This window comes from Cohnella sp. CFH 77786 (assembly GCF_019400745.1).
Lineage (GTDB): Bacteria > Bacillota > Bacilli > Paenibacillales > Paenibacillaceae > Cohnella.
This window is the reverse complement of record NZ_WJIB01000011.1, coordinates 156,851-180,316: the sequence shown is the minus strand read 5'-3', so window position 1 is coordinate 180,316 and position 23,466 is coordinate 156,851. Positions and strand designations below refer to the sequence as shown.

The 23,466-nt window shown below is 59.5% G+C and carries 22 protein-coding genes and 1 tRNA gene; 11 read left to right on the top strand and 12 right to left on the bottom strand.

Annotated elements, in window-relative coordinates; all coding sequences use genetic code 11:
* The first annotated feature begins 47 nt into the window (after nucleotides 1–47).
* Nucleotides 48–269, top strand: a complete 222-nt coding sequence (locus GE107_RS17470; RefSeq protein WP_219641267.1) for a hypothetical protein — start codon at nucleotides 48–50, stop codon at nucleotides 267–269.
* Nucleotides 270–305: 36 nt separating this feature from the next.
* Here GE107_RS17470 and GE107_RS17465 read toward each other — a convergent pair whose 3' ends face one another.
* The 3 genes from GE107_RS17465 to GE107_RS17455 form a co-directional block, all read right to left on the bottom strand.
* Complete coding sequence (locus GE107_RS17465; RefSeq protein ID WP_255570587.1) at nucleotides 306–2,096, bottom strand: adenine deaminase; 1,791 nt, start codon at nucleotides 2,094–2,096, stop codon at nucleotides 306–308.
* 79 nt (nucleotides 2,097–2,175) lie between these two features.
* Nucleotides 2,176–3,159, bottom strand: a complete 984-nt coding sequence (locus GE107_RS17460) for an aromatic ring-hydroxylating dioxygenase subunit alpha (protein ID WP_370636446.1) — start codon at nucleotides 3,157–3,159, stop codon at nucleotides 2,176–2,178.
* 21 nt (nucleotides 3,160–3,180) lie between these two features.
* Entirely contained in the window at nucleotides 3,181–4,332 is a 1,152-nt protein-coding gene (locus GE107_RS17455; protein ID WP_219641266.1) for a BMP family ABC transporter substrate-binding protein, read from the bottom strand.
* Between the two features lie 262 nt (nucleotides 4,333–4,594).
* On the opposite strand from GE107_RS17455, the gene GE107_RS17450 reads away from it, so the two are divergent.
* The 4 genes from GE107_RS17450 (at nucleotide 4,595) to GE107_RS17435 (ending at nucleotide 7,283) form a co-directional block, all read left to right on the top strand.
* Nucleotides 4,595–4,671: transfer RNA gene (locus GE107_RS17450), tRNA-Arg, on the top strand.
* Between the two features lie 343 nt (nucleotides 4,672–5,014).
* Nucleotides 5,015–5,434, top strand: a complete 420-nt coding sequence (locus GE107_RS17445; RefSeq protein WP_219641265.1) for a hypothetical protein — start codon at nucleotides 5,015–5,017, stop codon at nucleotides 5,432–5,434.
* Between the two features lie 123 nt (nucleotides 5,435–5,557).
* Nucleotides 5,558–6,583, top strand: coding sequence for an HD-GYP domain-containing protein (locus GE107_RS17440; RefSeq protein WP_219641264.1), 1,026 nt, complete (start codon nucleotides 5,558–5,560; stop codon nucleotides 6,581–6,583).
* A 22-nt stretch (nucleotides 6,584–6,605) separates the two neighbouring features.
* Nucleotides 6,606–7,283: a Crp/Fnr family transcriptional regulator gene (locus GE107_RS17435; protein WP_219641263.1), complete on the top strand. Its 678-nt coding sequence runs from the start codon at nucleotides 6,606–6,608 to the stop codon at nucleotides 7,281–7,283.
* Nucleotides 7,284–7,417: 134 nt separating this feature from the next.
* Here GE107_RS17435 and GE107_RS26655 read toward each other — a convergent pair whose 3' ends face one another.
* Genes GE107_RS26655 through GE107_RS17425 form a run of 3 tightly spaced genes read right to left on the bottom strand, consistent with a single transcriptional unit; the run spans nucleotide 7,418 to nucleotide 8,249 of the window.
* On the bottom strand, nucleotides 7,418–7,549 hold the full coding sequence (locus GE107_RS26655; protein WP_255570570.1) for a hypothetical protein: 132 nt from the start codon (nucleotides 7,547–7,549) through the stop codon (nucleotides 7,418–7,420).
* 8 nt (nucleotides 7,550–7,557) lie between these two features.
* Nucleotides 7,558–7,905, bottom strand: a complete 348-nt coding sequence (locus tag GE107_RS17430; protein ID WP_219641262.1) for a hypothetical protein — start codon at nucleotides 7,903–7,905, stop codon at nucleotides 7,558–7,560.
* Nucleotides 7,899–8,249 carry a hypothetical protein gene (locus GE107_RS17425; RefSeq protein WP_219641261.1) on the bottom strand — a complete coding sequence of 117 codons (351 nt, stop codon included), beginning with the start codon at nucleotides 8,247–8,249 and terminating at the stop codon, nucleotides 7,899–7,901. The genes GE107_RS17430 and GE107_RS17425 overlap by 7 nt, the downstream gene beginning before the upstream one ends.
* A 133-nt stretch (nucleotides 8,250–8,382) precedes the next feature.
* Between GE107_RS17425 and asnB the strand changes: the two genes are divergently transcribed.
* Nucleotides 8,383–10,239, top strand: a complete 1,857-nt coding sequence (gene asnB, locus GE107_RS17420; protein WP_219641260.1) for an asparagine synthase (glutamine-hydrolyzing) — start codon at nucleotides 8,383–8,385, stop codon at nucleotides 10,237–10,239.
* A 66-nt stretch (nucleotides 10,240–10,305) separates the two neighbouring features.
* Here the strand turns inward: asnB and GE107_RS17415 are convergent, their stop codons facing one another.
* From GE107_RS17415 to GE107_RS17405, 3 genes are all read right to left on the bottom strand, one after another.
* The gene (locus tag GE107_RS17415) at nucleotides 10,306–10,944 is read right to left on the bottom strand and encodes an XTP/dITP diphosphatase (protein WP_219641356.1); all 639 of its coding nucleotides are present in this window, start codon (nucleotides 10,942–10,944) and stop codon (nucleotides 10,306–10,308) included.
* Nucleotides 10,941–11,687, bottom strand: coding sequence for a ribonuclease PH (gene rph, locus GE107_RS17410; protein ID WP_219641259.1), 747 nt, complete (start codon nucleotides 11,685–11,687; stop codon nucleotides 10,941–10,943). Before rph ends, GE107_RS17415 begins: the two co-directional genes overlap by 4 nt.
* Before the next feature lie 99 nt (nucleotides 11,688–11,786).
* On the bottom strand, nucleotides 11,787–12,965 hold the full coding sequence (locus tag GE107_RS17405) for a GerMN domain-containing protein (RefSeq protein WP_219641258.1): 1,179 nt from the start codon (nucleotides 12,963–12,965) through the stop codon (nucleotides 11,787–11,789).
* Between the two features lie 169 nt (nucleotides 12,966–13,134).
* Here GE107_RS17405 and GE107_RS17400 point away from each other — a divergent pair, with 169 nt between their 5' ends.
* Nucleotides 13,135–13,683, top strand: coding sequence for a phosphatidylglycerophosphatase A family protein (locus GE107_RS17400; RefSeq protein WP_219641257.1), 549 nt, complete (start codon nucleotides 13,135–13,137; stop codon nucleotides 13,681–13,683).
* 85 nt (nucleotides 13,684–13,768) lie between these two features.
* On the opposite strand, the gene GE107_RS17395 is transcribed toward GE107_RS17400, so the two are convergent.
* The 3 genes from GE107_RS17395 to fni form a co-directional block, all read right to left on the bottom strand.
* Nucleotides 13,769–15,193 carry a flavin monoamine oxidase family protein gene (locus GE107_RS17395; protein WP_219641355.1) on the bottom strand — a complete coding sequence of 475 codons (1,425 nt, stop codon included), beginning with the start codon at nucleotides 15,191–15,193 and terminating at the stop codon, nucleotides 13,769–13,771.
* Nucleotides 15,194–15,861: 668 nt separating this feature from the next.
* A complete protein-coding gene (locus tag GE107_RS17390; RefSeq protein WP_255570568.1) occupies nucleotides 15,862–16,839 on the bottom strand; it encodes an MBL fold metallo-hydrolase in 978 nt (325 codons plus the stop codon).
* 347 nt (nucleotides 16,840–17,186) lie between these two features.
* Complete coding sequence (gene fni / locus GE107_RS17385; protein WP_219641256.1) at nucleotides 17,187–18,230, bottom strand: type 2 isopentenyl-diphosphate Delta-isomerase; 1,044 nt, start codon at nucleotides 18,228–18,230, stop codon at nucleotides 17,187–17,189.
* Nucleotides 18,231–18,458: 228 nt separating this feature from the next.
* On the opposite strand from fni, the gene GE107_RS17380 reads away from it, so the two are divergent.
* Genes GE107_RS17380 through GE107_RS17365 form a run of 4 tightly spaced genes read left to right on the top strand, consistent with a single transcriptional unit; the run spans nucleotide 18,459 to nucleotide 23,460 of the window.
* Nucleotides 18,459–19,826 (top strand): YheC/YheD family endospore coat-associated protein, encoded by a 1,368-nt coding sequence (locus tag GE107_RS17380; RefSeq protein ID WP_219641255.1) that lies wholly within the window; start codon nucleotides 18,459–18,461, stop codon nucleotides 19,824–19,826.
* Nucleotides 19,801–20,946 (top strand): YheC/YheD family endospore coat-associated protein, encoded by a 1,146-nt coding sequence (locus GE107_RS17375; RefSeq protein ID WP_219641254.1) that lies wholly within the window; start codon nucleotides 19,801–19,803, stop codon nucleotides 20,944–20,946. The genes GE107_RS17380 and GE107_RS17375 overlap by 26 nt, the downstream gene beginning before the upstream one ends.
* Nucleotides 20,927–22,303: a YheC/YheD family endospore coat-associated protein gene (locus GE107_RS17370; protein ID WP_219641253.1), complete on the top strand. Its 1,377-nt coding sequence runs from the start codon at nucleotides 20,927–20,929 to the stop codon at nucleotides 22,301–22,303. Before GE107_RS17375 ends, GE107_RS17370 begins: the two co-directional genes overlap by 20 nt.
* The gene (locus tag GE107_RS17365) at nucleotides 22,303–23,460 is read left to right on the top strand and encodes a YheC/YheD family endospore coat-associated protein (protein WP_219641252.1); all 1,158 of its coding nucleotides are present in this window, start codon (nucleotides 22,303–22,305) and stop codon (nucleotides 23,458–23,460) included. Before GE107_RS17370 ends, GE107_RS17365 begins: the two co-directional genes overlap by 1 nt.
* Nucleotides 23,461–23,466 lie beyond the last annotated feature (6 nt).

The following is a 23,466-nucleotide window of genomic DNA, read 5'->3' as shown; positions in this document are numbered from 1 at the left end:
CGCTTCGGCCTTGCCGAAGTACGCAGGAGTAAAAGCCGAGGTAATACGTGACGACAACGAAAAAGATTCCGGCGGTCCAAGGGTCTCTAGCGTTCTGCCGCATCGGGTCCGGGCCGCCGGCCGCCGCAGACCAATGCGATTACGACAACGGGAATCGCGTATTGCGCTGCATGGTTCAGTTCGGCAGACCTCCGCGGACGATGAAAGCAGCTCCTACGTCTTACCAAGCGGCGACCATGAAAAAAGGCCCGAAAGGCCGGGAAGCCTGAGGGGCCGATCAAAATCTTTGAAAGTTTCGGGAACCGCTATTCCTCGAAATCCGGGAACAGCGACACTCTCCGGATCCCGTCGGGCGAAATGCGGACCAAGCCTTTGTCCGACAGCCTCAGCTCCGGAATCACGACCAGCGCGAGCAGCGACAGGGTCATCAGCGCCGAATTCAGCCGGCAGCCGACGTCCTTCAGCGCCTGCCCGACGGCACGGGACCGCTCCGCGACCGACTCCGGATCGGCATCGGACATAAGGCCGGCTACCGGGAGCTCGAACAATACGGGCTCTCCCGCGCCCACCACCGAAATGCCTCCCTGACAAGAGATGACGGAATTGGCCGCGGCCGACATAAGCCCGTCGTCGTTGCCGACAACCAGCAGGTTATGGCTGTCGTGCGCGACGGTCATGGCGATGGCGGCCGGACGGTCGAAACCGACCCCCGCCAGCAGCGCGACCGACTTGCCGCCGCTGGCGAAGTGGCGTTCGAAAACGGCGATCTTGCATAGCCCGGACGACGGATCTAGGCGTACCGCCCCCTTCTCCGCCTTCACCTGAACGAAACGCTCCCGGGTCTCGGTCTGGTTTTCGATCGGTTCGATCGCCCGGGCCGTCAGCATCCCGGAATCGACAGGAGCCGGGATCCGGAAATCGCCTTCGCCGAGTTCCTTTCCGACTCGCACGGTGTGCCTTGCGGCAGGGGGATAGGCGAAGGCCGGCCAATCCGCCGTCATCCGACCGTTCTCCGCCACGATCCGTCCCGCGGCGATCGTAATGCTCACGTTCACGTCGGCCAGCGCTCCGTCCAGCAGAATGACGTCGCCGAACGTCCCCGGAGTGACGGAACCGACGTCCCTCGCCACGCCGAACCGCTCCGCCGTATTCAGAGTCGCCATCTGGAAAGCGGTCACCGGTTTGACGCCCTGGCGGATGGCCAGTCGCACGACGAAATCCATATGGCCTTCGTCGAGCAGGGATTCCGCGCTTCGGTCGTCGGTGACGAGCATCATGCGGCGGGGATCGATTCCCCGTTCCGTATGCGCGCGTATCGTCCGGGCGACATCCTGCCACGCGGAGCCTTGGCGCATTTTGGCGTACATGCCGAGCCGCACCCGCTCCGCGACGTCATCCGGCGTTACGCATTCGTGATCGCCGCTGACGCCCGCGGCCGCGTAGACAGGCAGACGCCAATCCGACGCGGGCCACGTGAAATGGCCGTCCACGATTTTGCCGGCGCGAAGCGCAGCTGCGATCTCTCCCAGCATACGTTCGTCCCCGTACACGACGCCCGGAAAGTTCATCACTTCGCCGAGTCCGATGACGTCCCGCCCCCAGGACAGCGCCTCTTCGATTTCCGCCGGCCCCAGCGAAGCCCCGGCCGTCTCGAACTCCGCTCCGGCCGACGGAACGCAGGATGGGGCCTGCAGGTACGCGGCCAGCGGGGTCGTGCGGGCTTCCTCCAGCATCAAGCGGATTCCTTCGAGCCCGAGCACGTTGGCGATCTCGTGCGGGTCGAAGAAGCCGCCCGTCGTCCCTCGGGGAAGCACGGCCCGGGCGAAGGAGGACGCCGTCATTTGCGTGCTTTCGATATGGCAATGTCCATCGAGCAACCCGGGCGCGATGTATCGCCCGTCCGCCTCGACGATCCGGGTCCCTTCTCCGATCGCATGCGAGACGTCCCGGCCGACGTAAGCGATACGCGAACCGGCGAACGCGACCGACATTCCTTCCAGCAGTTCTCCCGAACAGACGTTGACGAGAATGCCGCCCCGGACAACCAAGCTTGCCGGGCGGTTGCCGCGGGCAACCGCCGTCAGCTCCGTCAACATTCGGTGAAGCGGCTCCCTCTCGAATCCTGCTGATGCACCCACGGCCACCATCTCCTTCGACATTCAAGTCATGTCCGGTTCATTCCGTTCCGAACGTAACGCCCAACTCCTTCAACTTACGGCGGTAAGCGATGCTGACTCTGTCGCATTTCAGATGCAACTCCGCCTGCAGATCGAGCGGGAGCAGCTCCGGCTTCTGGTGCTCCACGATGACCTTATCCTGTTCCAGCAAGCGGTCCTGGAATTCGACGAACACTTCGTCCGGCACGTCCGCGCCGTAGTTCCTCAATTGCAGCATAAACGCCGTGCAAGCCGTCTCCGATTCCGGCAGCACGAACAGGAACAAATGGAACTTTTCGTCCGTTCCTAACGCGCGTTTCACGAGCCTGACGGCCATCGGACCGAAAATCTCGTATACGTAGATGCTGGTCACGCCCTGGCCGCGCCCGTCCGGATCCGGTTGATATACGGCGATCTCGCCCGAGCGGATCACTCCGTCCGTTTCCGACATTTCGTAGTCATTGATTTCGGAGTAGGCGCTATCGCCCAATAGCCCTTCATGGACGAACATCAAATGGGACACGTCAAGGAAATTTTCGACGACGCGCGGAGCCGAGGCGTTCACCGGGTACGGTCCCATCCGCAGGGGAATCAAGCCTTCTTCTCCATACTTCGCGTACGGAGGCTCCGGCTCCTTCGGCTCTCCCAGACATACCCAGATGAAGCCTATCCTCTCCACGCACTCGAAACGGGGCGTTCTGGCCTTCGGCGGAATCGTCTGTCCGGCCGGCAAAGCAGGGATGCAGACGCACGCCCCGCTGCCGTCGTACTGCCACCCGTGGTAAGCGCAGAGGAGCCGATCGTTCTCCACCCGGCCCAGCGACAACGGTACCCCGCGGTGGATGCACAAATCCCGCATCGCCCGAACGCCGTCGCGAGTCCGGAACAGGACGACGTTCTCGCCCAATACTTTCACTTGCTGCGGCTGGGTCCCCAATTTGGATGATAAGGCAACGGGATGCCATTCCCGCCACAGCGCCGGATCCCGTATCGGTGCAGACACGGCCGCCACCTCCTCTATCGGTTATTTCGGTATCGTTCCGGTAATTCCTTTGACGAACCAGTTCATGTTCAGGATGTCCTCGTCCTTCATGACCGCTCCTTCTCCCAGCCTCTCCTTGCCTTCCTGGTCGAGGATCCTGCCGCTGAATACAGTAAAGCTTCCGTCCATGATTTGTTTGCGCTTGGCTTCCACCAGATCTTTCACGTCTTGAGGAACGTTCTTCCCGAGCGGGGCGATGTCGACGATTCCGTCCTTCATCGTTCCCCAGTAGCTGCCCGTCTGCCAGGTGCCGTCCATCAGGCTCTTCACCGCGCTTACGTAATATGGCCCCCAGTTGAATACGTTGTTCGAAATGTAATAATCCGGGGCATACCGGCTCATGTCGGAATCGTTGCCGATGCCGAATTTCCCCCTCTCAGCCGCCGCTTCAAGTCCGGCCGGCGAGTCCTGGTACGCGGCCAGAATGTCTACTCCTTTATCCAGCAGGCTCAGGGCGGCTTGCCGCTCGACGGTCGGATCGAACCAGGTGTTGGACCACACGACGCCAACCTCGACGTTCGGATTGACGCTTTGGGCCCCCAGCGTAAAAGCGTTGATCGTGTAAATGACTTCCGGGATCGGGTACGCCCCAACATAGCCGATGCGGTTGTTCTTCGTCATCTTGCCTGCGGCCATGCCGACCAAATACGCGCTTTGATATTCCCTGCCCATGTAAGTCGCCATGTTCGGCAGCGTTTTGTAGCCCGTCGCATGCAGGAATTTGACTTTCGGGAATTTCTGGGCGACGTTGTACATCGGGTCCATATATCCGAAGCTGGTTCCGATGACGATGTCGTGGTTTTGCGCAAGTTCGGTGAAAACTCTCTCCGCGTCCGCGCCTTCCGGCACGTTCTCGACAACGGTCGCCTTGATGCCGAGCTCCTTCTCCAGCATGATTCTCCCTTGGTCGTGCTGGTAGGTCCAGCCTCCGTCGCCGGGAACGCCGATGTACACGAACGCGACGCGAGGCAGCTTTTGGGCCTCCGCGGATTCGCTTGCGGAAGGAGAAGACGCCGGCGCATCTGAGGATGCTGAAGCGGTCGCCGCCGTGCTTTCGCCGGTCGTGCCGGATTTGGAGCAAGCTGTCGCCAGGATGAATGCAAGAGTCATCAACAACCATAGCCCTTTTTTCATGTCGTACTCTCCCTCTTCCTATTGGTAAATTAGAAATTAGAATACGACCGCGTTACTATTATGTAAATAAATATGACGTTTTTTCGGCATAATGACGAAATTGATGATGTTTAACAGTTCTTTTGTCACAAACGTGTAACTGTACCTAACGTAAATATTCACATGCCGAGATTTCGCCTAAGCTGCTTTACGGTTGATTTTGTATTTCCCTCAATATCCACTTGAGCGGGACAGGCGGCTTATGGTACACTAATCAAGCTGCGTCCCGGTAGCTCAGCTGGATAGAGCAACGGCCTTCTAAGCCGTCGGTCGGGGGTTCGAATCCCTTCCGGGACGCCATTACATACGAATATTCGATACCTCTTGCGAAGATTAAGCAAATCTTCCGCAGGAGGTATTTTTGTTGGGATCCATTCATCCGACAAGAACTCCCGCGATTGGGCAACCTAGGACCAGAAGCAATCGAGCGAAATCATTCTACGCCAGCCCGTTCCACAGTCTATTCTTCTCCAGGGACCTGCGGCCATCGCTGGATTTCATGAAACGTTACGGATAAGAGCGATAATTGTGACTTAAGCCGGTGACACCCACTTAACCCGGCCGGCAGGTGGCCAGCGGCTTGGTTCAGTCGGCAAAAAAGTCCGACAGCCTGCAATCTTACTGAAGAAAAGGAGGGTCGGCGATGCTGCGAAAACTGTGGGAAATGCTCGAAAAGGGAGTGATGAAATCCCGGCTCCGATGGCCACTAGCTGCTGCCGCCATGATTTCCTTAGCCGCCGTGTTTATCAGCAGCTTAAACGGCAAACTCGAACGACAAGGCTATGTGGCCTTATTGGCGGTTGTTTTCGTCTTCCTTCTAAGTTTAACGTTGATGGTGGAAGGCATCCATCCTTCCGGCGGTTGGAAAAGTTTGAAGGAATTGTTTTCGCATTTATGGAAAGCCCTCGAGGGCTTTCTTCCTGAAAAAGCGATCATCGCCGGCGACAAGTTCATGGGAATCCTTTTTATCTTTGTCAGGGTCATCTACATCGTTTTAGGGATATTTCTAATGGCCGTCCTCGCGATCCCCGGATTGATTTATTTTTCAAAAACGGCCGGCTGACGATGATCGTTTCCCGCATTCCTACCATTCGCCTCCACCATTCGACACGTTTTGTAACCTCGGTTACAGAAACCGCGGGGAACGTTGTGCTACCCTATTCTCAGAAACGAGAGAATGCCCGGGATGCCGGGCCGTGGAGTGATGAATATGCTGCTCGTCCCCGTTCACGAATTGAAGGATGGAGACCGGTTGGGCAGAGGGTTGTACTCGGGGGACGGCCGCCTGTTGCTCAAACAAGGAATCCGATTGAACGACCGGATGATCGAAGGCATCAAACGTCTGGGACTAAACTACATATACGTGGAAATTTCGGATAACGGGTCCGGCTCTGCCGGAAGGGATTGGAAACGGAACCTGCGCGCCGTTACCGGAGAACTGCTGGACCGCTGCTTCCAGGCCATCCGCCGGAACGGTACTTTCCCCGCCAAACCGCTGTTCGACTGGGCCGAGCATCTGTCCGGCATCGTCACGGAGAAACCAGACTTCAAGTTAGGCCCCGGCGACCTGACGATGGATCAGGAGGAGCTGATCGCTCACAGCCTGAACGTGTGTTTCCTATCCATGCTGACGGCAAAAGCGCTCGGATATGGGGAGCGGCTGCTCCGGGAGGTAGCGATCGGGAGCCTGCTGCACGACATCGGATTGGCAGTCCCCCTGGAGGACAAGCTGGTTATGAACCATCCTTTGATCGGCTTCGATATTTTGCGCAAGGTGCCCGGCATCCCGACGAATGCGCTGCAAATCGTCCTGCAGCACCACGAGAGGATCGACGGACGAGGATTCCCCCAAGGCATACGCGGCCGGGCCTTTCGGGAAGCTTCCCAAATTTGCGCCGTCGCCTGCGAATTCGACGATTTCATGAACCGTTCGTTAACCCCGCGGCTGCCCGAAGAAGGATTTGACTACGTAATGTCGAAAATAGATACCTCGTACGACTATGGAGTGGTTCGCGCCTTCCTCCGAATATTCGAGCCTTATCCCGTCGGAACGGCCGTAAAGCTGACCGGCAACCTGGAAGGAACCGTCATCGAGACGAATCCGGCGAACCCGAACCGCCCCGTCGTTCAACTGCGGGCCACCGGCGGCCGCATCGACCTGATGCGGCATCCCACCTTGAGGATCGAACGCGCGCAACCCGCAAATCCATGAGCGATTTAGAGGAGGAATGGAGATGGCGATCGACGCGGCGAAACTGCGCATGTCCATTCCTTTTTTCCGGGAAATCGAACCGGCGCTGCTGGAGAGGATCGTCCCCCTGATGTTCGTGAAAAAACTGAGAAAAGGGGAGATCATCTTTCTCGAAGGCGACGATGGCGACGAAATTTATTTCATCGGCTCCGGCGCCGTCAGCATCTATACGTTCGATAAGGCAAAGAAAGTGACGCTCGCGTTCCTTCGGGAAGGCGAGTATTTTGGTGAAATGGCCCTGCTCAAGCCGGGTCTGGTCCGCTCGGCGACGGCCGAGACTTTGATGGCCACGCGTCTCTACGCGCTGCGCCGGGTCGATTTCCAAACGCTGATCGAACAAGACCGCAATCTGGCGTTCCATCTGCTGGACTATACGATGGAGCGGCTTCGCAGGGCGAACCAGCAAATCTACGACCTGACTTTCCTCAACGTCAGAACGCGGATCATCAAACGACTGCTGTATTTGAGCGAGGAGTACGGGGGCAGCCGGATTCCCGTAAAAATCACCCATCAGCAGCTGGCCGACATGGTCGGCGCCGTCCGCGAAACGGTGTCCAAAGTGCTGCAGGACTTGCAAGACAAAGGGTTGATCGAAATCCGGGACAAAATGATCCGGCTCACCGATCCGCAGACGCTCGAACGCTCGCTTTTGGAAGATTAGCTGTCAAGCGCCTAGCCTTCCGATTCCGGAGCCAGTCCAAATTCTGTTTCGTGCATCACCGCTCTGCCAAAAACAAGCAGGGCTCTCCCTCGCAAGGAGAACCCCTGAGCCGCCGATTGGGTGCAGAAAACGGTTTATCTTTGCGCTTCTTCGGACGGGTTGTTCTGGGCCGGATGTTTGACGTTTTTTCGCAGCGTCTCCTCCACGAACTCTTCTCCCCGGCTGCGGATCATGTTGCCTTTGTTTTTCTTGAAACGTTCGGGCATGCCCCCGTTCACCTCCCGCCGCGGCCGAAATGCAAGTCCAGGTCTGCCCGCACCCCGCCGGTATCGAGCACTTGCTCGGCGAACGCGTTGCGGTCATCCCCTCCCGCATGACTGGGGCCGTGAAACCATTGCATCGTCACGTCGCGGAACGCTTCATGCTGGGCGTTATCGAACCAATCCGTCTCGGTGTCGGCGTCGTTGGCGAGCACCCTGACGAGCTGGTACCCCTTCGGTCCTTCCCGGAAATAGGCGAGCAACGCCTGGTTTCCTGGACCTGTCCGCACCTCGACTTCCGCCAGCCGCCGGCCTCCTGAGTCCCGGATTCCCCGGAACGACGCTTGCCGGACCGTCAACATGACGGCACGACGGGATCCCGCCCGTGCTGCGGATCCAGAATGCCCATCGATTCGATATGCCGTTTCGTTCGTTCCGTCCCCAATTGATGGATCCATTCGTAGATTTGTTGAATCTGCGCGTCGTAATCCGAGTTTCGGTCTTCGGCGCTTTCGACCGTGATCGGCCCCATGAAATGCAGCCCCGCCGCCTCGTCCGCGCTGGAAGTTTCCTCGAACAGCTCCTGGAGCTTGTTCAGCTCCTCTTCGTTCGCGCGGATTTCGAATTCGAATGCGGCCGCCTCCTTATCCTCCAGCACCTGCCCCGCTCCGACGGATACGTAGTACGTTTTGCGTTCGTCTTGCATGACTCTGCGCTTCGCTCCCTTCCGACACGGTTCGATACGTATTTTCTCCCCCCGGACATACATGTTATCCCTTTTTCCGCATATCCATCTTATGATCGGTTGATCGGTCCTACAGCGGGAGGAGGAAAAGCCCATGTGCGGCATCACCGGATGGATCGACTGGAACGAGGATTTGACGAAACGAGCCGACACGATCGAGAAAATGACCGAGACCCTGGAGCTGCGCGGACCGGACGCCTCGGGCACCTGGTTGTCCCGTCACTGTGCGTTCGGGCATCGGAGACTGAGCGTGATCGACCCCGCGAACGGGGCGCAGCCGATGGTTCGGCCGGTCAAGTCCGCGGAAGACCAAGATTGCGTCGTCGTCTATAACGGCGAGCTCTACAACGCGACCGAGCTGCGAAACGAGCTGGCCGGGCTCGGCTACCGCTTCCGCACCACGTGCGACACCGAAGTGCTGCTGCTCAGCTATGTGGAATGGGGACCGGCATGCGTCGACAAATTCAACGGGATCTTCGCGTTCGCGATTTGGAGAACGGACGAGGAAACGCTGTTCATGGCACGGGACCGGCTTGGCGTCAAACCGCTTTTTTATCTCCATTCGGAGGGAAGGCTGCTGTTCGGATCGGAGCCGAAAGCGATCCTGGCTCACCCGGATGTTACGCCCGAAGTCGATGCGGAAGGCTTGGCGGAGCTGTTCGTCATCGGGCCGGCCCGAACGCCCGGCCATGGGGTATGGCGCGGCTTCCGGGAGCTGCTGCCGGGGCATTGCTTGACGTACGACCGCGACGGTTTGCGGACCGCCGCTTATTGGAGGCTCGAAAGCCGGCCCCACGAGCATGACGCGGAGGAGACCGCGCGTTGCGTCGGGGAGTTGCTGGCCGACACGCTGGAACGTCAGCTCGTTTCGGACGTACCGGTGTGCACGCTGCTGTCGGGCGGTCTCGATTCCAGCGCGCTTACCGCCCTCGCCGTCCGCTATTACGGAAGAACAGGGCAAGGTCAAGTTCATACCTTTTCCGTCGATTACGTAGACAATGACAAGCATTTTCAGGCGCACGACTTCCAGCCCAACGCCGACGCGCCTTGGATCGAGCGCATGAGCCGGCACCTGTCCACGGTTCATCACGGCGTCCAGTTCGACACGCCCGAATTGGTCGAAGCGCTGGAAGCCGCCGTCCTGGCGAAGGATTTGCCCGGCATGGCAGACATTGACGCTTCCCTCTACCTGTTCTGCCGGGAAATCAAGAAGAACGCCACCGTCGCCATATCCGGCGAAGCGGCGGACGAAATCTTCGGCGGTTACCCCTGGTTTCACCGGCAAGACGCCTTGGAGGCGGAGACGTTTCCCTGGTCGCTGGCAGCCGGACTTCGGACCGGTCTGCTCTCTCCCGAATTGCGGCAAGCTCTCCGGCCGGAAGAGTACTTGGGAGACCGGTATGCCCAGGCCGTCGCGGAAGTGCCGCACCTGGAAGGCGAAGATTCGCAACGGCGGAACATGCGTCGCATGTCCTACCTCAACATCACGAGATTCATGCCGACGCTGCTCGACCGGAAAGACCGGATGAGCATGGCCGTCGGTCTGGAGGTCCGCGTGCCCTACTGCGACCATCGGCTCGTCGAATACGTATGGAACATCCCCTGGGAAATCAAAATGACCGGGAACAGGGAAAAAGGGGTGCTCCGGAAAGCCCTGGAGGGCGTTCTGCCCCACGATGTGCTCTACCGCAAGAAAAGCCCGTATCCGAAAACCCATAATCCCAACTACTTGTCCGCGGTTCGAACCCGCTTGCTGGAGCGGCTGGACGATCCCGCCTCTCCCCTGCTGCCCTTGATCGACGCCGGGCGGGTCAGGGAAATCGCCGCGCAGACGGACGCCTCCTCGCACTTGCCTTGGTTCGGGCAACTGATGTCCGGTCCTCAGCTGTTCGCGTATTTGCTTCAGATGGAATTCTGGCTTCGTCATTATAAAGTCAAACTCGTAACCTAGCCCCCGGCCATTCGCAGAAAAACCTCCGGCTGCCTGATGGCAAGCCGGAGGTTGCGCGTTATCGTATCAGTTCGATGGGATCTGTCTTCGCAATTCGCGTAGGGCGCGTCCCCGGTGGCTGACGGCGTTCTTCTCCTCCACCGTCAACTCCGCCATGCTTTTGCCGAATTCGGGAAGCCAGAAGAGCGGGTCGTAGCCGAAGCCGTCCGAGCCTCTCGGCTCCTTCAGAATCAGACCCTCCACCTTGCCTTCTGCCGAAAAGCAGGCACCGCTTTTGGGATCGTAAAGGACGAGCGAGCTCACGAAACGGGCGGGACCGAACGTTTCGGAGGCGCCGGCGGAATCGCGGTGCCCTTCGGCTCCTATGGCTGACAATTCCCGAAGAAGCTTGGCGTTATTGTCGCGATCGGAAGCTCCTTCGCCGGCATAACGGGCGGAGTAAACGCCGGGAGCGCCCCCGAGGGCATCTACGCACAACCCGGAATCGTCGGCGAGCACCGGGAATCCGAGGGCTTCCCCTGCCGTTTTCGCTTTGATCAGCGCGTTTTCATGAAAAGTCTCCCCGGTTTCCTCGATCGAGGGAACGGCTTCCGTTTCGTTCAGATCCCGAACCTCGATACCTATGCTTGCGAAAGCTTCGCGGAACTCCTTCGTCTTGCCCCGGTTCCGGGTCGCCACGACCAGCACGCTTCCCGGCCCGATCACGGTTTCGATTCGCCGATTCGTAAGCCGGCTTCTCCCAGTGTCGTCTTCTGCCAATCCACGAGCTTCCGGATTCCCGATTCCGCGAGATGGAGCATGCCGTCCAGCTCCGCGCGGGTGAATGGAGATTCCTCGCCCGTTCCCTGCACCTCGACGAACGAGCCAGCCCCCGTCATGACGACGTTCATGTCCACCTTGGCCTTCGAATCTTCTTCGTAATTCAAATCAAGAAGGATCGCCTCCTGCAGTACCCCGACGCTGACGGATGCCAAATAATCGGTCAAGGGATAGCGGGCGAACGCCACCGTGCCGGACAACTTGTGGATCGCCAGGGCGAGCGCGAGAAACCCTCCCGTGACGGAGGTCGTCCTCGTTCCGCCGTCGGCCTGCAGCACGTCGCAGTCGATCGTGATCGTCCGCTCGCCGAGAGCGTCGAGCTGAACGACGGAACGAAGCGCCCTGCCGATCAGCCGCTGGATTTCCATCGTGCGGCCGGCCGGCTTTCCTTTGATCGATTCCCGCTGATTGCGGGTTTGCGTAGCTCTGGGCAGCATGGCATACTCCGCCGTGACCCATCCTTTGCCTTGCCCTTTGAGAAAAGGAGGCACTCTCTCGTCGACCGAAGCCGTGCACAGCACCTTCGTGTCCCCGGCTTCGATCAGCACCGAGCCTTCCGCGTATTTATTGGGTTGAAGCGTCACCTTGAATGGGCGCAGTTCGTCTGTCTGCCTTCCGTCGGCCCTCATCCTGTTTTCCTCCTGCCGTCAACTTGCCTGGGTTCGAAACCTCCCCCATTTTACCAAAGTCGGGCGGGAAAAGCATCCGGAATCCCATCTCGGCAGGCATTACTGTTTCAGCATGTTCACGGCCGTCGGACGGGTGACCGGGCGTTCGTAGGACCGCTGGTCCGAATCGAGGAATTTGTCGACGCCGTTGATCGTCACTTTGACCATCGGCGCCCCTGCCGCTTCGGTCATCGTGAGCACGAGGGCTTCCATCATATCGGAGGGCACCGGGTCGTTCGGCGACCAGCCTTCCTGGCGAAGCGACACGTTCACGGTATCGGCCTTCGGAGTCAGTTTGTCTACGGTCACGTCCGGGGAGAGAACGGGACGAAGATCATCGCTTTCGAGCGGACCTTTGATCAGCTCGTTCAAAGCGGCCTCGAGACGGTCGGGCGTTCTGTCGATCAGGCGCGTAACGGGTACGAAATAGCCTTCGCCGCTCGAAGATTGCGAGGAGAAGTACAGGGTCACGCCCATGGACTTGGATAGGGTTACTCCTTTCGCCTGCTCGACGTTGATTCCGATGCCTCGGGTCAGCGTCCCATCCGCCGGAATCCCGGAAGCGGGAAGCGAGATCGGCTTGCCCTGGGCTGTCAGCTTCACCTTATCCATGCCGGGAATCTCCGTCATCGACCAGACGAGGGCTTCGAGCATTTTACGTTCCTCATCTGCGGGCATGCTGGGTAAGGGGGCGGCAAAATCGATCGAGACGGTGCCCGTTTCCGTATCCGGCTTCACGGACTCGAATTGCGTTCCTTCCGGCAAAACCGCGGAGAAGCCTTCCGGCAGCAGATCGATGCGCTTCGGATCTTTCGTCAGCCAGGCCAAGGCGGTGTCCGCCGCAGCCTGCACCGATTCGGAAGCGTTGTCCTCCGCAGCCGGACGGAGCGTCATGGGGGCGAGATACCCTTTCTCGTCTTTCAGGTAAACGGTCACCGAATCCTCCGGGGCGGCGTTGCCCACGGCCGGCTTGGACTCCGGCTTCGACACCGGCTTGGACACCGGTTCGGCAGACGGCTCCCCGGAAGGATCCGCCCAAGTCTCCGGAGACGCCCCAGCATCCTTCGTCGGCTCCGCTTCCTGCAGCATCGATTCTTCGAGGAGCGTCGGCGGCGGATCGATGGCGGCCGATTTCCCGGAACCGCTGCCCGATGAAGTGCATGCGGATACGAGCGGCAGCAGGAGCAGGACGGTTGTCCATTTCAGATTTTGCAGTCGTCGGCCCGATTTACGGTTCATGGCGTTTCCTCCCGAACGGGGGGCGGGAACGTCGCCCATGGAGCGGCCGTTCCGCCTTCACCCTTTTTGTAGTACTATGTATACGAGCCCCCGGGGCAAATATGATTGTTTGTCCTTAAACGCCGGACGAGCGCGGGAAGCCCAAAGTTTCGGAAAGAGGTGTTGTTCGTTGTCCAGACCGAACTTGTATCGTCTCAACAGCAAAGAGGTCGCCAGGGCCACGGAAGAGTGGCTGACGAAGCGCGGCGTGAGCAAGGAGCAGATCGGGCAGCTGGTCATGCTGCTTCAGAAAGACTATTTTCCCGAATTAACCCTGGAAGAGTGCGTCACCAACGTGGAAGCCGTGCTGTCCAAGCGCGAGGTTCAGAACGCGGTGCTTACAGGCATCCAGTTGGATATGCTGGCGGAGGAAGGCAAGCTGCTGCCTCCGCTTCAAGACATGATCAAATACGATGAAGGATTGTACGGATGCGACGAGGTGCTGGCGCTTAGTATCGTCAACGTATACGGCAGCATCGGATTCACCAATTTCGGCTACATCGACAAATTCAAGCCGGGCGTCCTGAAGAAGCTGAACGACAAGAACGACGGGGAGATCCATACGTTCCTCGACGACATCGTCGGCGCCATCGCGGCGGCGGCATCCAGCCGGATCGCGCACCGCAAGCAAGCGGAACGCGAGGCGATCGCCGAAGGGCAAGAGCAGGCAGGGGAATGACCGCATAGGGGTTGTTCGGAAGCGGATAGGTTCTCGCGAGGGATAGAAATCGATGAAAAAAGGTTGAGCAGAGGGGAATGCCTGCTCAACCTTTTTTCGGCGCATCATTCACTTCGACCGCAACCCGCAGGCCGGACTCGATGGCCCCTTGCATCCAACCGTGGGTAAGGGTGGTATGTTCCCCGGCGAAGTGAACCCTTCCTTCAGGAGCCGCAAGACAGGGAAACAACTCCGTCTCCTGCCCCGGTTTGAATATGACCCAATCGCCGCAAGAATAGGGGTTCTGGGACCAGCTGAAGGAAGCGCCCCGAATAAATTCCCGATAAACCTGATCCCCGTGAATGACAGCGAGATTCCTCAGGGCATACCGAACGCGATCTTCGCTTGATAAGCCGTCCCACGTCATCGCGTCGTCGCCCAACGTATAGCTGGCCAAGATGACGGCCGGGCCTTGCGTGCCGATTCCATCGCTTGGATAATAAGCGAAACGGATCGGCAAATCGGTCACGGTTCTGCCCCCCGTTTGGCCGCCTCTTTCCCAAAACCTGCTTTTGAACTCGATCCCGATTTTCGTGTCCAGGATGTAATGCAGCTCTCGAATCGCTTTCCTTTTGAGGTGCGAAAAAGAATCGCGCGGCTCTATCTCCATCCGTTTCAGAACCGTGAAAGGAACCGTGACGATCGCCAGATCGCCCGTTACGTCCAAAGCATTCGAGGTTCCTTCCCGATCCGCGCGAATCGTTACGCCATGCGAATGCTGGATAATCCGGGTCGCACGGTGCCGAAACAGAATATCTTCCCGCAATTTCGGAAGAAAGGCTCGGGGAAGCAAATCGTTTCCGCCTGCGATCTGGTAGAAGCGGCGGCCCTGCAGAGGCATCAAAAACCGCCAAATGTCCAGGAAAGATTCTTCCATGAATCCTTCTATCCCAAGAAGCACCCCGATCATTTCAATGGCTCCGTCGGAATAAGCAGAACCGTATTTCAAAAATGCATGCATCGAATAGCGATCGTATGCCTTCACGACCCGAGGCCAATTTCGCACCGGATCTTGACGGATATAATGAAGGATGGGCAGTACCGCCATGTCCAAGAGCTGCTGGGCGGTTTTCCCCTTCTCGCGCGGAGCAACCGGATAGCGCAGGACATCCGGGTTCGACAGATAACTTTTCAATCGGGCCTTGGTTCCGTTGACATAGAGGATGTCTTCCGGCGTCTCGTTGACAAACGGCTGAAGCGGCAAACCGAACTTTCGGACGTACTCCAAAACCAAAAAATGAGATTCGGGAATGCGCATGGCGCCCATATTCAGATACAAACCGTCGGAGAACGGCGCCCGCAGGGTATACACGCGGCCTCCCGCCCGGTGGTCGGCCTCCAGGATTCTCACGCCGTGACCCGCTTCTTTGAGCAATGAACCGGCGACCAGACCGGCCAAACCCGCGCCAATCAAGACGATGTTTTTCGGCACTTTCGTTTTCGGAAGTCCGTGCCGGATGATTCGGATCATTTCATTCGGGGGCAACGAGGTCGGGATTAACGGTTCCAACGGGCCATCACGCTCCTCCGCAGCCAAGACGCATTCCATTTTATTCGGACGGGAATGCACCTAGACCTGAGCGCCGCAACGGTTACGCGACCGTCCGGATCATACGCGTCAACGGCGGGAAGAGCCTCGATTCGCGACGAAGAAAGATTGCCGTTTGACAGCGGTCTTCGACAGTATCTTTACCGGCTTTCCTGTACGATGAGACTACGAATCTAGCATTTCTTATAAGGAGGCTGTGCCATGGAACATCATGAGGGCATGGATGATGGACCAAGGAAGCCGAGGCTCACCCTGAGGGTCCTGAATGAATGCATTCTCCGGCTCCAAAATGAAAACCTTATGCTGGCCCAACGCGTAGAAGAATTGGAAAGGCGATTGTCCATAGATCGCATCCTGCAAGTTGAAGCGGCAGCTGCGTCCGAATCGCCGGTTCCGGTTGAGGGAACGGAAGCCGCAAGCTCTTTCGCGGCGAACGAACGGGAGGAACCGGCGGAGCCAAGCTCCGTCCGAAACGAACAACGGATAGATGCCGCGGAGGCCATCCTCATTCCGCGCTCCGAACGGCATCCCTCTCCAAAACAAACAATTTGGAGCCTTTTCCTGCCCCGCCTATTCCGCGTCAACCGGTCTTAAAGCCTGCGACTCCAATGGTCGCCTGCCCTCTCCAATCTTCCACGCTTTTCAAGGTGCACGAGGTGGGCGATCGTTTCCGCCAACCCGAACCGAAGATGGTGGGAATTGCCGCGCAAATGCGGCCCGAACAGCCGCTCGCACACCTCGAACGAGCTGGCCGGCTCCGTCCCGATCAATCCCTCGATTTTGTCCAGCCTTCGTTCATGGTGCCCGAGCAGTTCGTCCACCCGCCCGCGGAAGTTCGCGAACGGGTCCCGGTGTCCCGGGAAAGCAAGTTCCACGTCCAACTCCAACATCTTCCTCGAACTATCCAGGAAGGAACCCAAAGGATCCGCGTCCCCGCCTGGCAACCAACCGATATTGGGGGAGATGTCCGGCATCACCTGGTCGCCGCAAATCAAACGGCGGCTTTGCCGGTCATAGAACGAGAGGTGTCCGGGAGCGTGTCCTTCGCCGCCTATCGGTTCCCACTCGATGCCGCCCATACGGACTTTTCGTCCGATTTCCAGAATCGTCACCCCGGAAGGCTGCGGCGATACCCGTTCCCGGAAGCCCCGCAAGTGCTCCCGCATGGCATCTCCCAATTCTTCTGGAAGGCCATGTTCCCGGAATGCCTCGAGCAACCGCCCGGAGAAAGTCTCTCCTTCCCCCCACATCATGAGGGCTGTGTCCCGGGCGGTCTTGGACATCCATACCGGCGCGCCGGTGCGTACCTGAAACCACCCCGCAAGCCCGTAATGATCGGGGTGGTGATGCGTCAGGACAATCCGCGCGATCCGGTCCCAACCGATTCCCCGTGCTTCCAGAACCCTGGTCCATGCTTGCTCCGACTCCGGCGTGCGCAAACCCGGATCGATCAACGTCCAGCCGTCTTCCCCAGGCAACAAATAGGCGTTTACCCATTTCAGCGAATAAGGGAGCGGAACTTTCACCTGCAGCAGGCCGCCCTGATGTTCGCTTACTTCCCCTATCATCCCGCATTCCACCATCCCCAGTAAAATAAACCTCATGGAGCGAATTGCCGGATCCCTTTACTCGGAACCCTCCCACCATCGCTCTCAAAAAAACACGTTATGCCGGTCTCATCACAACAACAACTCTCAATAGAGAGGTTTGCGGCGCGCTAACCGGGTTTTTCCGGGCTGCAACGCTAAGAAGACCGGTTTGCGGCGCTCTAACCGGGTTTTTCCGGGCTGCAGCGCTCAGCGGAACGGTTTGCGACGCCCTAACCGGGTTTTTCCGGGCTGCAACGCTCAGAAGACCGGTTTGCGGCGCTCTAACCGGGTTTTTCCGGGCTGCGGCAAGAACGATAAGTCTGCCTTTATCCGTTAATCTGCCGCAGCGTGCCGGGCGAGCGCAAGTCCGCGACTTTCCTTGTCCCGGAAGCGAACATCGCGATCCGAAGTTCCAATTCCACCCGTTCGAGCTTCCCGTGCAGGTCTCCGCCCGTCGCGGCTTCCCGGAGCAGCGAACGCCCGAAACCGGCCAGGTCGGCCCCGAGGGCGAGCGCTTTCGCCGCATCGACGCCGCTGGCCAGGCCCCCGCTGGCGATCAGCGGAACATCGGGCAGCTCGGCACGGATTTCCCGGACGCAGTCGGCCGTGGGAATGCCCCAGCCCTCGAAAGCTTCGGCCGCCACGCGCAACAGCGGATCCGTCTGCCGATGCTTCTCGACCTGGCTCCAGGAAGTTCCCCCGGCACCGGCGGCGTCGATAAACGCGACTCCCGCGTCGGAAAGCCGCCTTGCCGTCGCTCCGTCGATGCCCCAGCCTACCTCTTTGACGCCGACGGGCACGGTCAATCGGCGGCAGACTTCCTCCAACCGCCCGTACAGTCCGCGGAAATCCGTATTCCCGCCGGGTTGGAACACCTCCTGCAAGGCGTTGAAATGAAACACCAGCGCATCGGCTTGCGCCATGTGGACCGCACGGAGGCAGTCGTCCGGACCGACGCCGTAATTCAACTGCACGCCGCCGAGGTTCGCGAAGATCAATGCGCTCGGAGCCTCCCTCCGAACGTCGAACGTGGCCGCGAGTTCTTCCCGCTCCAATGCCGCCCGCAGGGAGCCGAGTCCCATTGCCCACCCCCGGGCTTCCGCGGCTTCCGCCAAACGGCGGTTGACTTGCCCGGTCTCGCCGGTCCCTCCGGTCATGCTGCTGATGAGCAGCGGCGTTCGCAGGCGTCTGCCAAGGAACGAGGTTTCCAGGCTCACGTCCGCGAAAGCCATCTCCGGAAGCGCCGAGTGGCGCAGCCGGTAATCCTCGAAACCGGTCGTCACCCCTCGGCCCTGCACGGATTCTTCCAGGCAGATCCGAATATGCTCCGCCTTGCGCCGAGCCGTATTTTCCGTCATTTTCTCCACCATCCGTCACTCCCGTGCTGCATTTTCCCGTACGATCCGATCCCGATACCGCCCTGGGCCGCCTGAACCCGTTTCCCCGCAGGACAACCGGTTCCCGCCTTTTCCGCGGGCATTCGGCCAATCACCGATAACTAGATGTCCTCATATGATGGAGTATTGTCGCGGGCTCCCGATCTGGCTGCCCGCGAAAGATTTGGCCATGGCCGAGAAACGGTGGAAGGAGAACCACATATGTCCGCCCCGAAAATCAACGTCCAGGCCATCAGCTCCGGCATTCTGTCCGACGACGTCCTGATGCTTGGGGAACCGCTGATGAAGAAGTCGAAAATACCGGCGGGGCAGCCGCTTACGCTTCAGTTCGGTTCTTTTCGGCACCCCGTCACCGTTGTCCCCGTGCCCCGTTATGAAGGACTGAGAATCAGCCAGACGCTGTTCCGCAGAATGGGCCTCCATACCGGAGTCACCCTTCGGCTGCAGTACCGCGCGCAAACCCGGACCCTTTCGCTCGGGCCTCTGATCGGCGTTCTCGTCAGCCGCGAATACCCTGCGCAGCCCGACAAGCCGTTCGGCGACATCACGATGTTCTGCCGGGAATTGACGGACGCCTGCCGCAAACAAGGCGCTTACGTCTATTTTTTCACTCCCGCAGCCCTGGGGTCAAGTCAAGCGGCCGTGGAAGGCTGGGTGTACAACGAAGGATGGCACCGGATGGTCCTGCCGGTACCGAACGTTGTCAATAACCGGCTGACGACCCGCAAATTGGAGAACCTTCCCGACGTGCAGCAATTCATGAGAGAAATCAACGTCCGCTACGGCTCCCGCGTGTTCAATGAAAAATTTCTCGACAAATCCGAAGTGTTCGAAGCCTTGAAGAAGGACCCCGGCCTTCAGCGTTACTTGCCTGAATCCCATTCCCTCCATAATTTCGCCATGTTCCGAAGCATGTGTACCCGTTATCCCAGCGTCTTTCTGAAACCGGTTCGGGGAAGCCTCGGGAAAGGAATTATCCGCATCACCCAGACCGGCGCGGAGAGCTGGCAGGCGTCTTACGCGACCGTGAACGGAACCCGCAAGCTTACGTTCTCCAGCTTGCCGAAGCTGTACGCTTCCATCTCCGGAAAAATGAAATCCGTGCGATATTTAATCCAGCAAGGGCTGAGCCTGATCGAAATCGGCGGCCGCCCGGTCGACTTCAGAGCCTTGACCCAGAAAAACGCCGACGGGGAATGGACGGTGACCTCCGTGGTCAGCCGCACCGCGGGGAACGACCATTTCGTATCGAACCTCGCCCGGGGAGGCACCCTTTCCAAAGCCAGGGAAGCCATCGCCAAATCCAATCTTCCCGTCCTCTACCGGGGAGACGCTTCCGCACGCCTTCATCGGGCCGCTCTGGACATCGCCAGAGGCATCGACACCTACATCCCGGCGCATTTCGGCGAGCTCGGCATCGACCTGGCCATCGATACCGCCGGCCGGATCTGGTTGCTTGAAGTGAACTCCAAACCTTCCAAAAACGACAATACACCACTAACAGAGGGGAAAATCCGCCCGTCGGTGCGGATGATGATTCAATATGCGCGATTTTTATCCGGTTTCTGAGGCCCTCGGCATCCTCGTCTGCGAACGGCCGGGAGAGCCTCCATTCGGGGAAAGCCCCTTTCTTCGCGAACTCCTGCATCGAGGCAAGAAGGCGGGACTGTTCGTTTTCGCATTCGATCCGCGAACCTGGATTCCGCACGAGAAAACGGTTCGCGGCTGGACGCGGGACGACAAGGACCGGGAGTGGACGTCGGGCCGGTACGGGATTCCCCCGCTCGTCTACGACCGCTCCTGGCCGGAAACCGGAGAAGGTCGCGCCAGGTTCCGCCAGGCCGTCCGCAAGCTGGAAGACGCACGGCCGTTCCGTTATCTGAATGGGAAATTGCCGGATAAAGGCCGAGTGTATGCCGTCCTGAACAAAGATCCCGAGCTCTCCCGCCTGCTTCCGCCGACCGAAATCTACGGCGGTCCGGCTTCGCTGGCCGATTGGCTGAAGCGCTGCGGCGGATCCGCTTTCCTGAAGCCCGCTTGCGGAAGCCAAGGGCGGCGGGTCGCGGCCTGCTCCCGCCAGGCAGGAGGAACGGTACGCGTGCGAGGCCGCCTTCAAGACAACCGTCCCTTCGACTTGGCGTTCGCGGACGAGAAGGAAGCCTTGAGGCGTCTTCACCGCTGGATCGGAGGCCGCACCTATCTCATGCAGCCGCTTCTGGATCTGACCGGAACCGGCGGAGAACCTTGCGATATCCGCGTACTCGTGCAGAAGAACGGCCGCGGCCGCTGGGCGGTGACCGGAGCCGCGGCACGCTCCGGAAATCCCGGAACGGTTACGGCCAATTTGCATGGCGGAGGAACCGCAACGCCCGCGGAAGACTTATTGGCCGCCCGGCACGGTCCCGCCGCGGCCTCCGCGATGATGAAGGAAATTCGGGACGGCTGCCGGCTTATCGTCCGGCGACTCGAGCAGCACTACGGCCATTTCTTTGAATTGGGTCTCGATTTCGGGATCGACCGCACCGGCGGGCTGTGGTTTCTGGAAGCCAACTCCAAACCAGGGCGGCACGCCATGGCCAGCGTCAGCCGGGCGGCAGCGGAAGACGCGGCGGCGCGGCCGATCGCCTACGCAAGGTATATCCTGCTTCGACCACCTGGGAGGGTAATTCATGAGTTTGACCATCTGTAACGTCCATTTCACGCAGCAGCCCGAACGCATCGTCTGGCTCTCGAGTTCCCTCGCGAAGATGCTCCGGCTCGGCGGACGGAAATCGGTTAACGTCAAGCTCGGCCGGGACACCGTTCCCGCTACGGTGCGCACGATCAAAAGGAAAGGCAACCATGTCTATATGTCGGCCGGCCTGCGCCATTCGGTTCGGGTCCCGATGTCCGGACTCATCCATATCCAGAACGAAGAAGAAGGCGAACTCCAGCTCGGGCCGCTGATCGGCGTGCTTACCGACAGCGCGTCGTCTTCGGCGGCGGCGCCCTTCGGCTATCGTACCGGGTTCATGAAGCAGCTGCTGCAGCTCGGCCGGAATCACGCCTATTTCTTCGCGTTCACCCCCCGCGACATCAATTGGCAGCAGGAGACCGTGCACGGGTGGTTCTATCAGTCCGGAGCAGGGTGGCAGCGGCGCGTCGTGCCGTTTCCGGACGTGGTCTACAACCGGCTGCCGAGCCGGAAAGCGGAGACCAGCGCGGCGCTCACGTCCCTGCGGGAGAGGTTCGTGCGGAAGCGGATTCCGTTCTTCAACTGGAGCTTCTTCAACAAGTCCGACGTCTATAAAATGCTCGAGAACGATCCCGAAGCGCTGGGGCACCTTCCCGAGTCGGTCCACAATCCGAGCCCCGACCGGATCCGGGAAATGCTGGAGAAGCACCACTTCATCTATTACAAGCCGTCCGGCGGAAGCCTGGGCGTCGGCATCTACCGGCTGACGTACCACCCCCGAAAAGGCTATTTCATCAGATACCGGAGAAACGGCTCGAACGTGCTGCTCCGATTCAACCAATTCAGCGGCCTTATGAAGATGCTCCGGGCCAAGCACGGGAGCGAGCTCGGCCAATACGTCGCGCAGCAGGGCATCCGCTTGGTGGAAATCGAGAATTGTCCCATCGATTTCCGGTTCCATATGCACAAGGACGGAAACAACCGCTGGGTCGTGGCCGGCATCGGCGCCAAGAAAGCGGGACGCGGCAGCGTCACGACGCACATCAAGAACGGCGGATCCCTGATGACGCCGGAGCAGGCGCTCGGCATCACGTTCGGGGAACGAACGCAGGCCGTGCTGGAGGCGGCGAAGGCGACGGCCGTCAAGCTGTCGGAGGCGATCGAACGGAACTACAGCCATACGCTCGGGGAACTGGGACTCGATATCGGCATCGACCGGGACGGCGCGGTCTGGATGTTCGAAGCGAACGCCAAACCCGGCCGGTCCATCTTCCAGCATCCCGCGCTCAAGGATCAAGGCCGCGCTTCCCTGCAATACATTCTCGAACATTGCCTTTACCTGAGCAATTTCCGGACGGGGGAGGAGAGCTGATGCGGATCAAGGCTTACCGCGCCTCTCCCGTCGCGCGTTTGGCCGACGACCGGCCTGTCGTGGCCATCCTGACCGTCGATGACGAAATCCAGTCGTTCCGGGGCAACCGGGCCAACTTCGCCGATTTGATCCAGACCGGACGCGAATTGGGCGTCACCACGTACGTCGTGACGATCAACGATCTCAAGCTCAAATCGCCCGAGGTGGTCGGCTATACGTACCGTCCGGAAGAGGAAGCCTGGGTCCAGGAGAAGTTTCCGCGCCCCAACATCGTTTACAACCGGATCCCGCTCCGGGAAGACGAACGGCAGCCGAACGTCAAGCGGAAGCTGGCGCTGATTTCGAGACAGCCGGGCATCAAAATGTTCAACCGCCGTTTTTTCAACAAATGGCTTCTCTTCCGTTGGCTATACAACAATCCTTCGACCCGTCGGTTCATCCCCGACACGAAAAAGCTCACCGACGTCTTCGTGCTCGCCGGGCTGCTGAAACGTCACCGCCTGCTTTATTTAAAGCCCGTTCGAGGCAAGGCGGGGGTCGGGATCATGACGGTGAAGGTGCAGCCGGAAAAACATCTGCCCTACCGGCTGCAGATTCAGGAGGAACGGGGAAGCCGGACATACCGCTGCTCCACGATGCGCAGCCTGTGGCACCGGGTCTCCGAATACTCGGAGACGATCGGCGAACCTTACATCGCCCAGCAGGGCATCGCGCTTGTCTCCGTGGACGACCGGCCTTTCGATCTGAGGGCGCTGGCCCAGAAGAACCAAGCGGGCAAATGGGAGCTGACCGGCATCGGAGCGCGCGTCGCGGGAAATACCAGCATCACGACGCACGTGCCCAGGGGCGGCAACATCGACGACCCGGAGAAGCTCCTGACCGGGATATTCGGAGCCGAGAAGGCGCAACAGGTGCTGGCGAATGTCAAGAGAGCGATCCTTCTGATCGCCAGGCAAATCGAACGGGCTTCCCGCTCCCGTCTCGGGGAAATGTCGATGGACCTCGGCGTGGACACGAACGGAAACGTATGGTTTCTGGAAGCCAACTCGAAACCAATGAAATTCGACGAAACGGATATCCGGCAAAAATCTCTGCAGCGCATCTTCCACTACAGCTTCTTCCTTCACCGGGGAACCAAACAGACAGGCAGGAGGTGAACTTCG

What these genes read in the sequence shown, in the direction of transcription:
- GE107_RS17465 (WP_255570587.1), bottom strand. Translation starts at nt 2,096, where the DNA reads ATGTTGACGGAGCTGACGGCGGTTGCCCGCGGCAACCGCCCGGCAAGC.
- GE107_RS17455 (WP_219641266.1), bottom strand. Translation starts at nt 4,332, where the DNA reads ATGAAAAAAGGGCTATGGTTGTTGATGACTCTTGCATTCATCCTGGCG.
- GE107_RS17445 (WP_219641265.1), top strand. Translation starts at nt 5,015, where the DNA reads ATGCTGCGAAAACTGTGGGAAATGCTCGAAAAGGGAGTGATGAAATCC.
- GE107_RS17440 (WP_219641264.1), top strand. Translation starts at nt 5,558, where the DNA reads ATGCCGGGCCGTGGAGTGATGAATATGCTGCTCGTCCCCGTTCACGAA.
- GE107_RS17435 (WP_219641263.1), top strand. Translation starts at nt 6,606, where the DNA reads ATGGCGATCGACGCGGCGAAACTGCGCATGTCCATTCCTTTTTTCCGG.
- GE107_RS26655 (WP_255570570.1), bottom strand. Translation starts at nt 7,549, where the DNA reads ATGCCCGAACGTTTCAAGAAAAACAAAGGCAACATGATCCGCAGCCGG.
- GE107_RS17430 (WP_219641262.1), bottom strand. Translation starts at nt 7,905, where the DNA reads ATGTTGACGGTCCGGCAAGCGTCGTTCCGGGGAATCCGGGACTCAGGA.
- GE107_RS17425 (WP_219641261.1), bottom strand. Translation starts at nt 8,249, where the DNA reads ATGCAAGACGAACGCAAAACGTACTACGTATCCGTCGGAGCGGGGCAG.
- asnB (WP_219641260.1), top strand. Translation starts at nt 8,383, where the DNA reads ATGTGCGGCATCACCGGATGGATCGACTGGAACGAGGATTTGACGAAA.
- rph (WP_219641259.1), bottom strand. Translation starts at nt 11,687, where the DNA reads ATGAGGGCCGACGGAAGGCAGACAGACGAACTGCGCCCATTCAAGGTG.
- GE107_RS17405 (WP_219641258.1), bottom strand. Translation starts at nt 12,965, where the DNA reads ATGAACCGTAAATCGGGCCGACGACTGCAAAATCTGAAATGGACAACC.
- GE107_RS17395 (WP_219641355.1), bottom strand. Translation starts at nt 15,193, where the DNA reads ATGATCCGAATCATCCGGCACGGACTTCCGAAAACGAAAGTGCCGAAA.
- GE107_RS17390 (WP_255570568.1), bottom strand. Translation starts at nt 16,839, where the DNA reads ATGATAGGGGAAGTAAGCGAACATCAGGGCGGCCTGCTGCAGGTGAAA.
- fni (WP_219641256.1), bottom strand. Translation starts at nt 18,230, where the DNA reads ATGGTGGAGAAAATGACGGAAAATACGGCTCGGCGCAAGGCGGAGCAT.
- GE107_RS17380 (WP_219641255.1), top strand. Translation starts at nt 18,459, where the DNA reads ATGTCCGCCCCGAAAATCAACGTCCAGGCCATCAGCTCCGGCATTCTG.
- GE107_RS17375 (WP_219641254.1), top strand. Translation starts at nt 19,801, where the DNA reads ATGCGCGATTTTTATCCGGTTTCTGAGGCCCTCGGCATCCTCGTCTGC.
- GE107_RS17370 (WP_219641253.1), top strand. Translation starts at nt 20,927, where the DNA reads ATGAGTTTGACCATCTGTAACGTCCATTTCACGCAGCAGCCCGAACGC.
- GE107_RS17365 (WP_219641252.1), top strand. Translation starts at nt 22,303, where the DNA reads ATGCGGATCAAGGCTTACCGCGCCTCTCCCGTCGCGCGTTTGGCCGAC.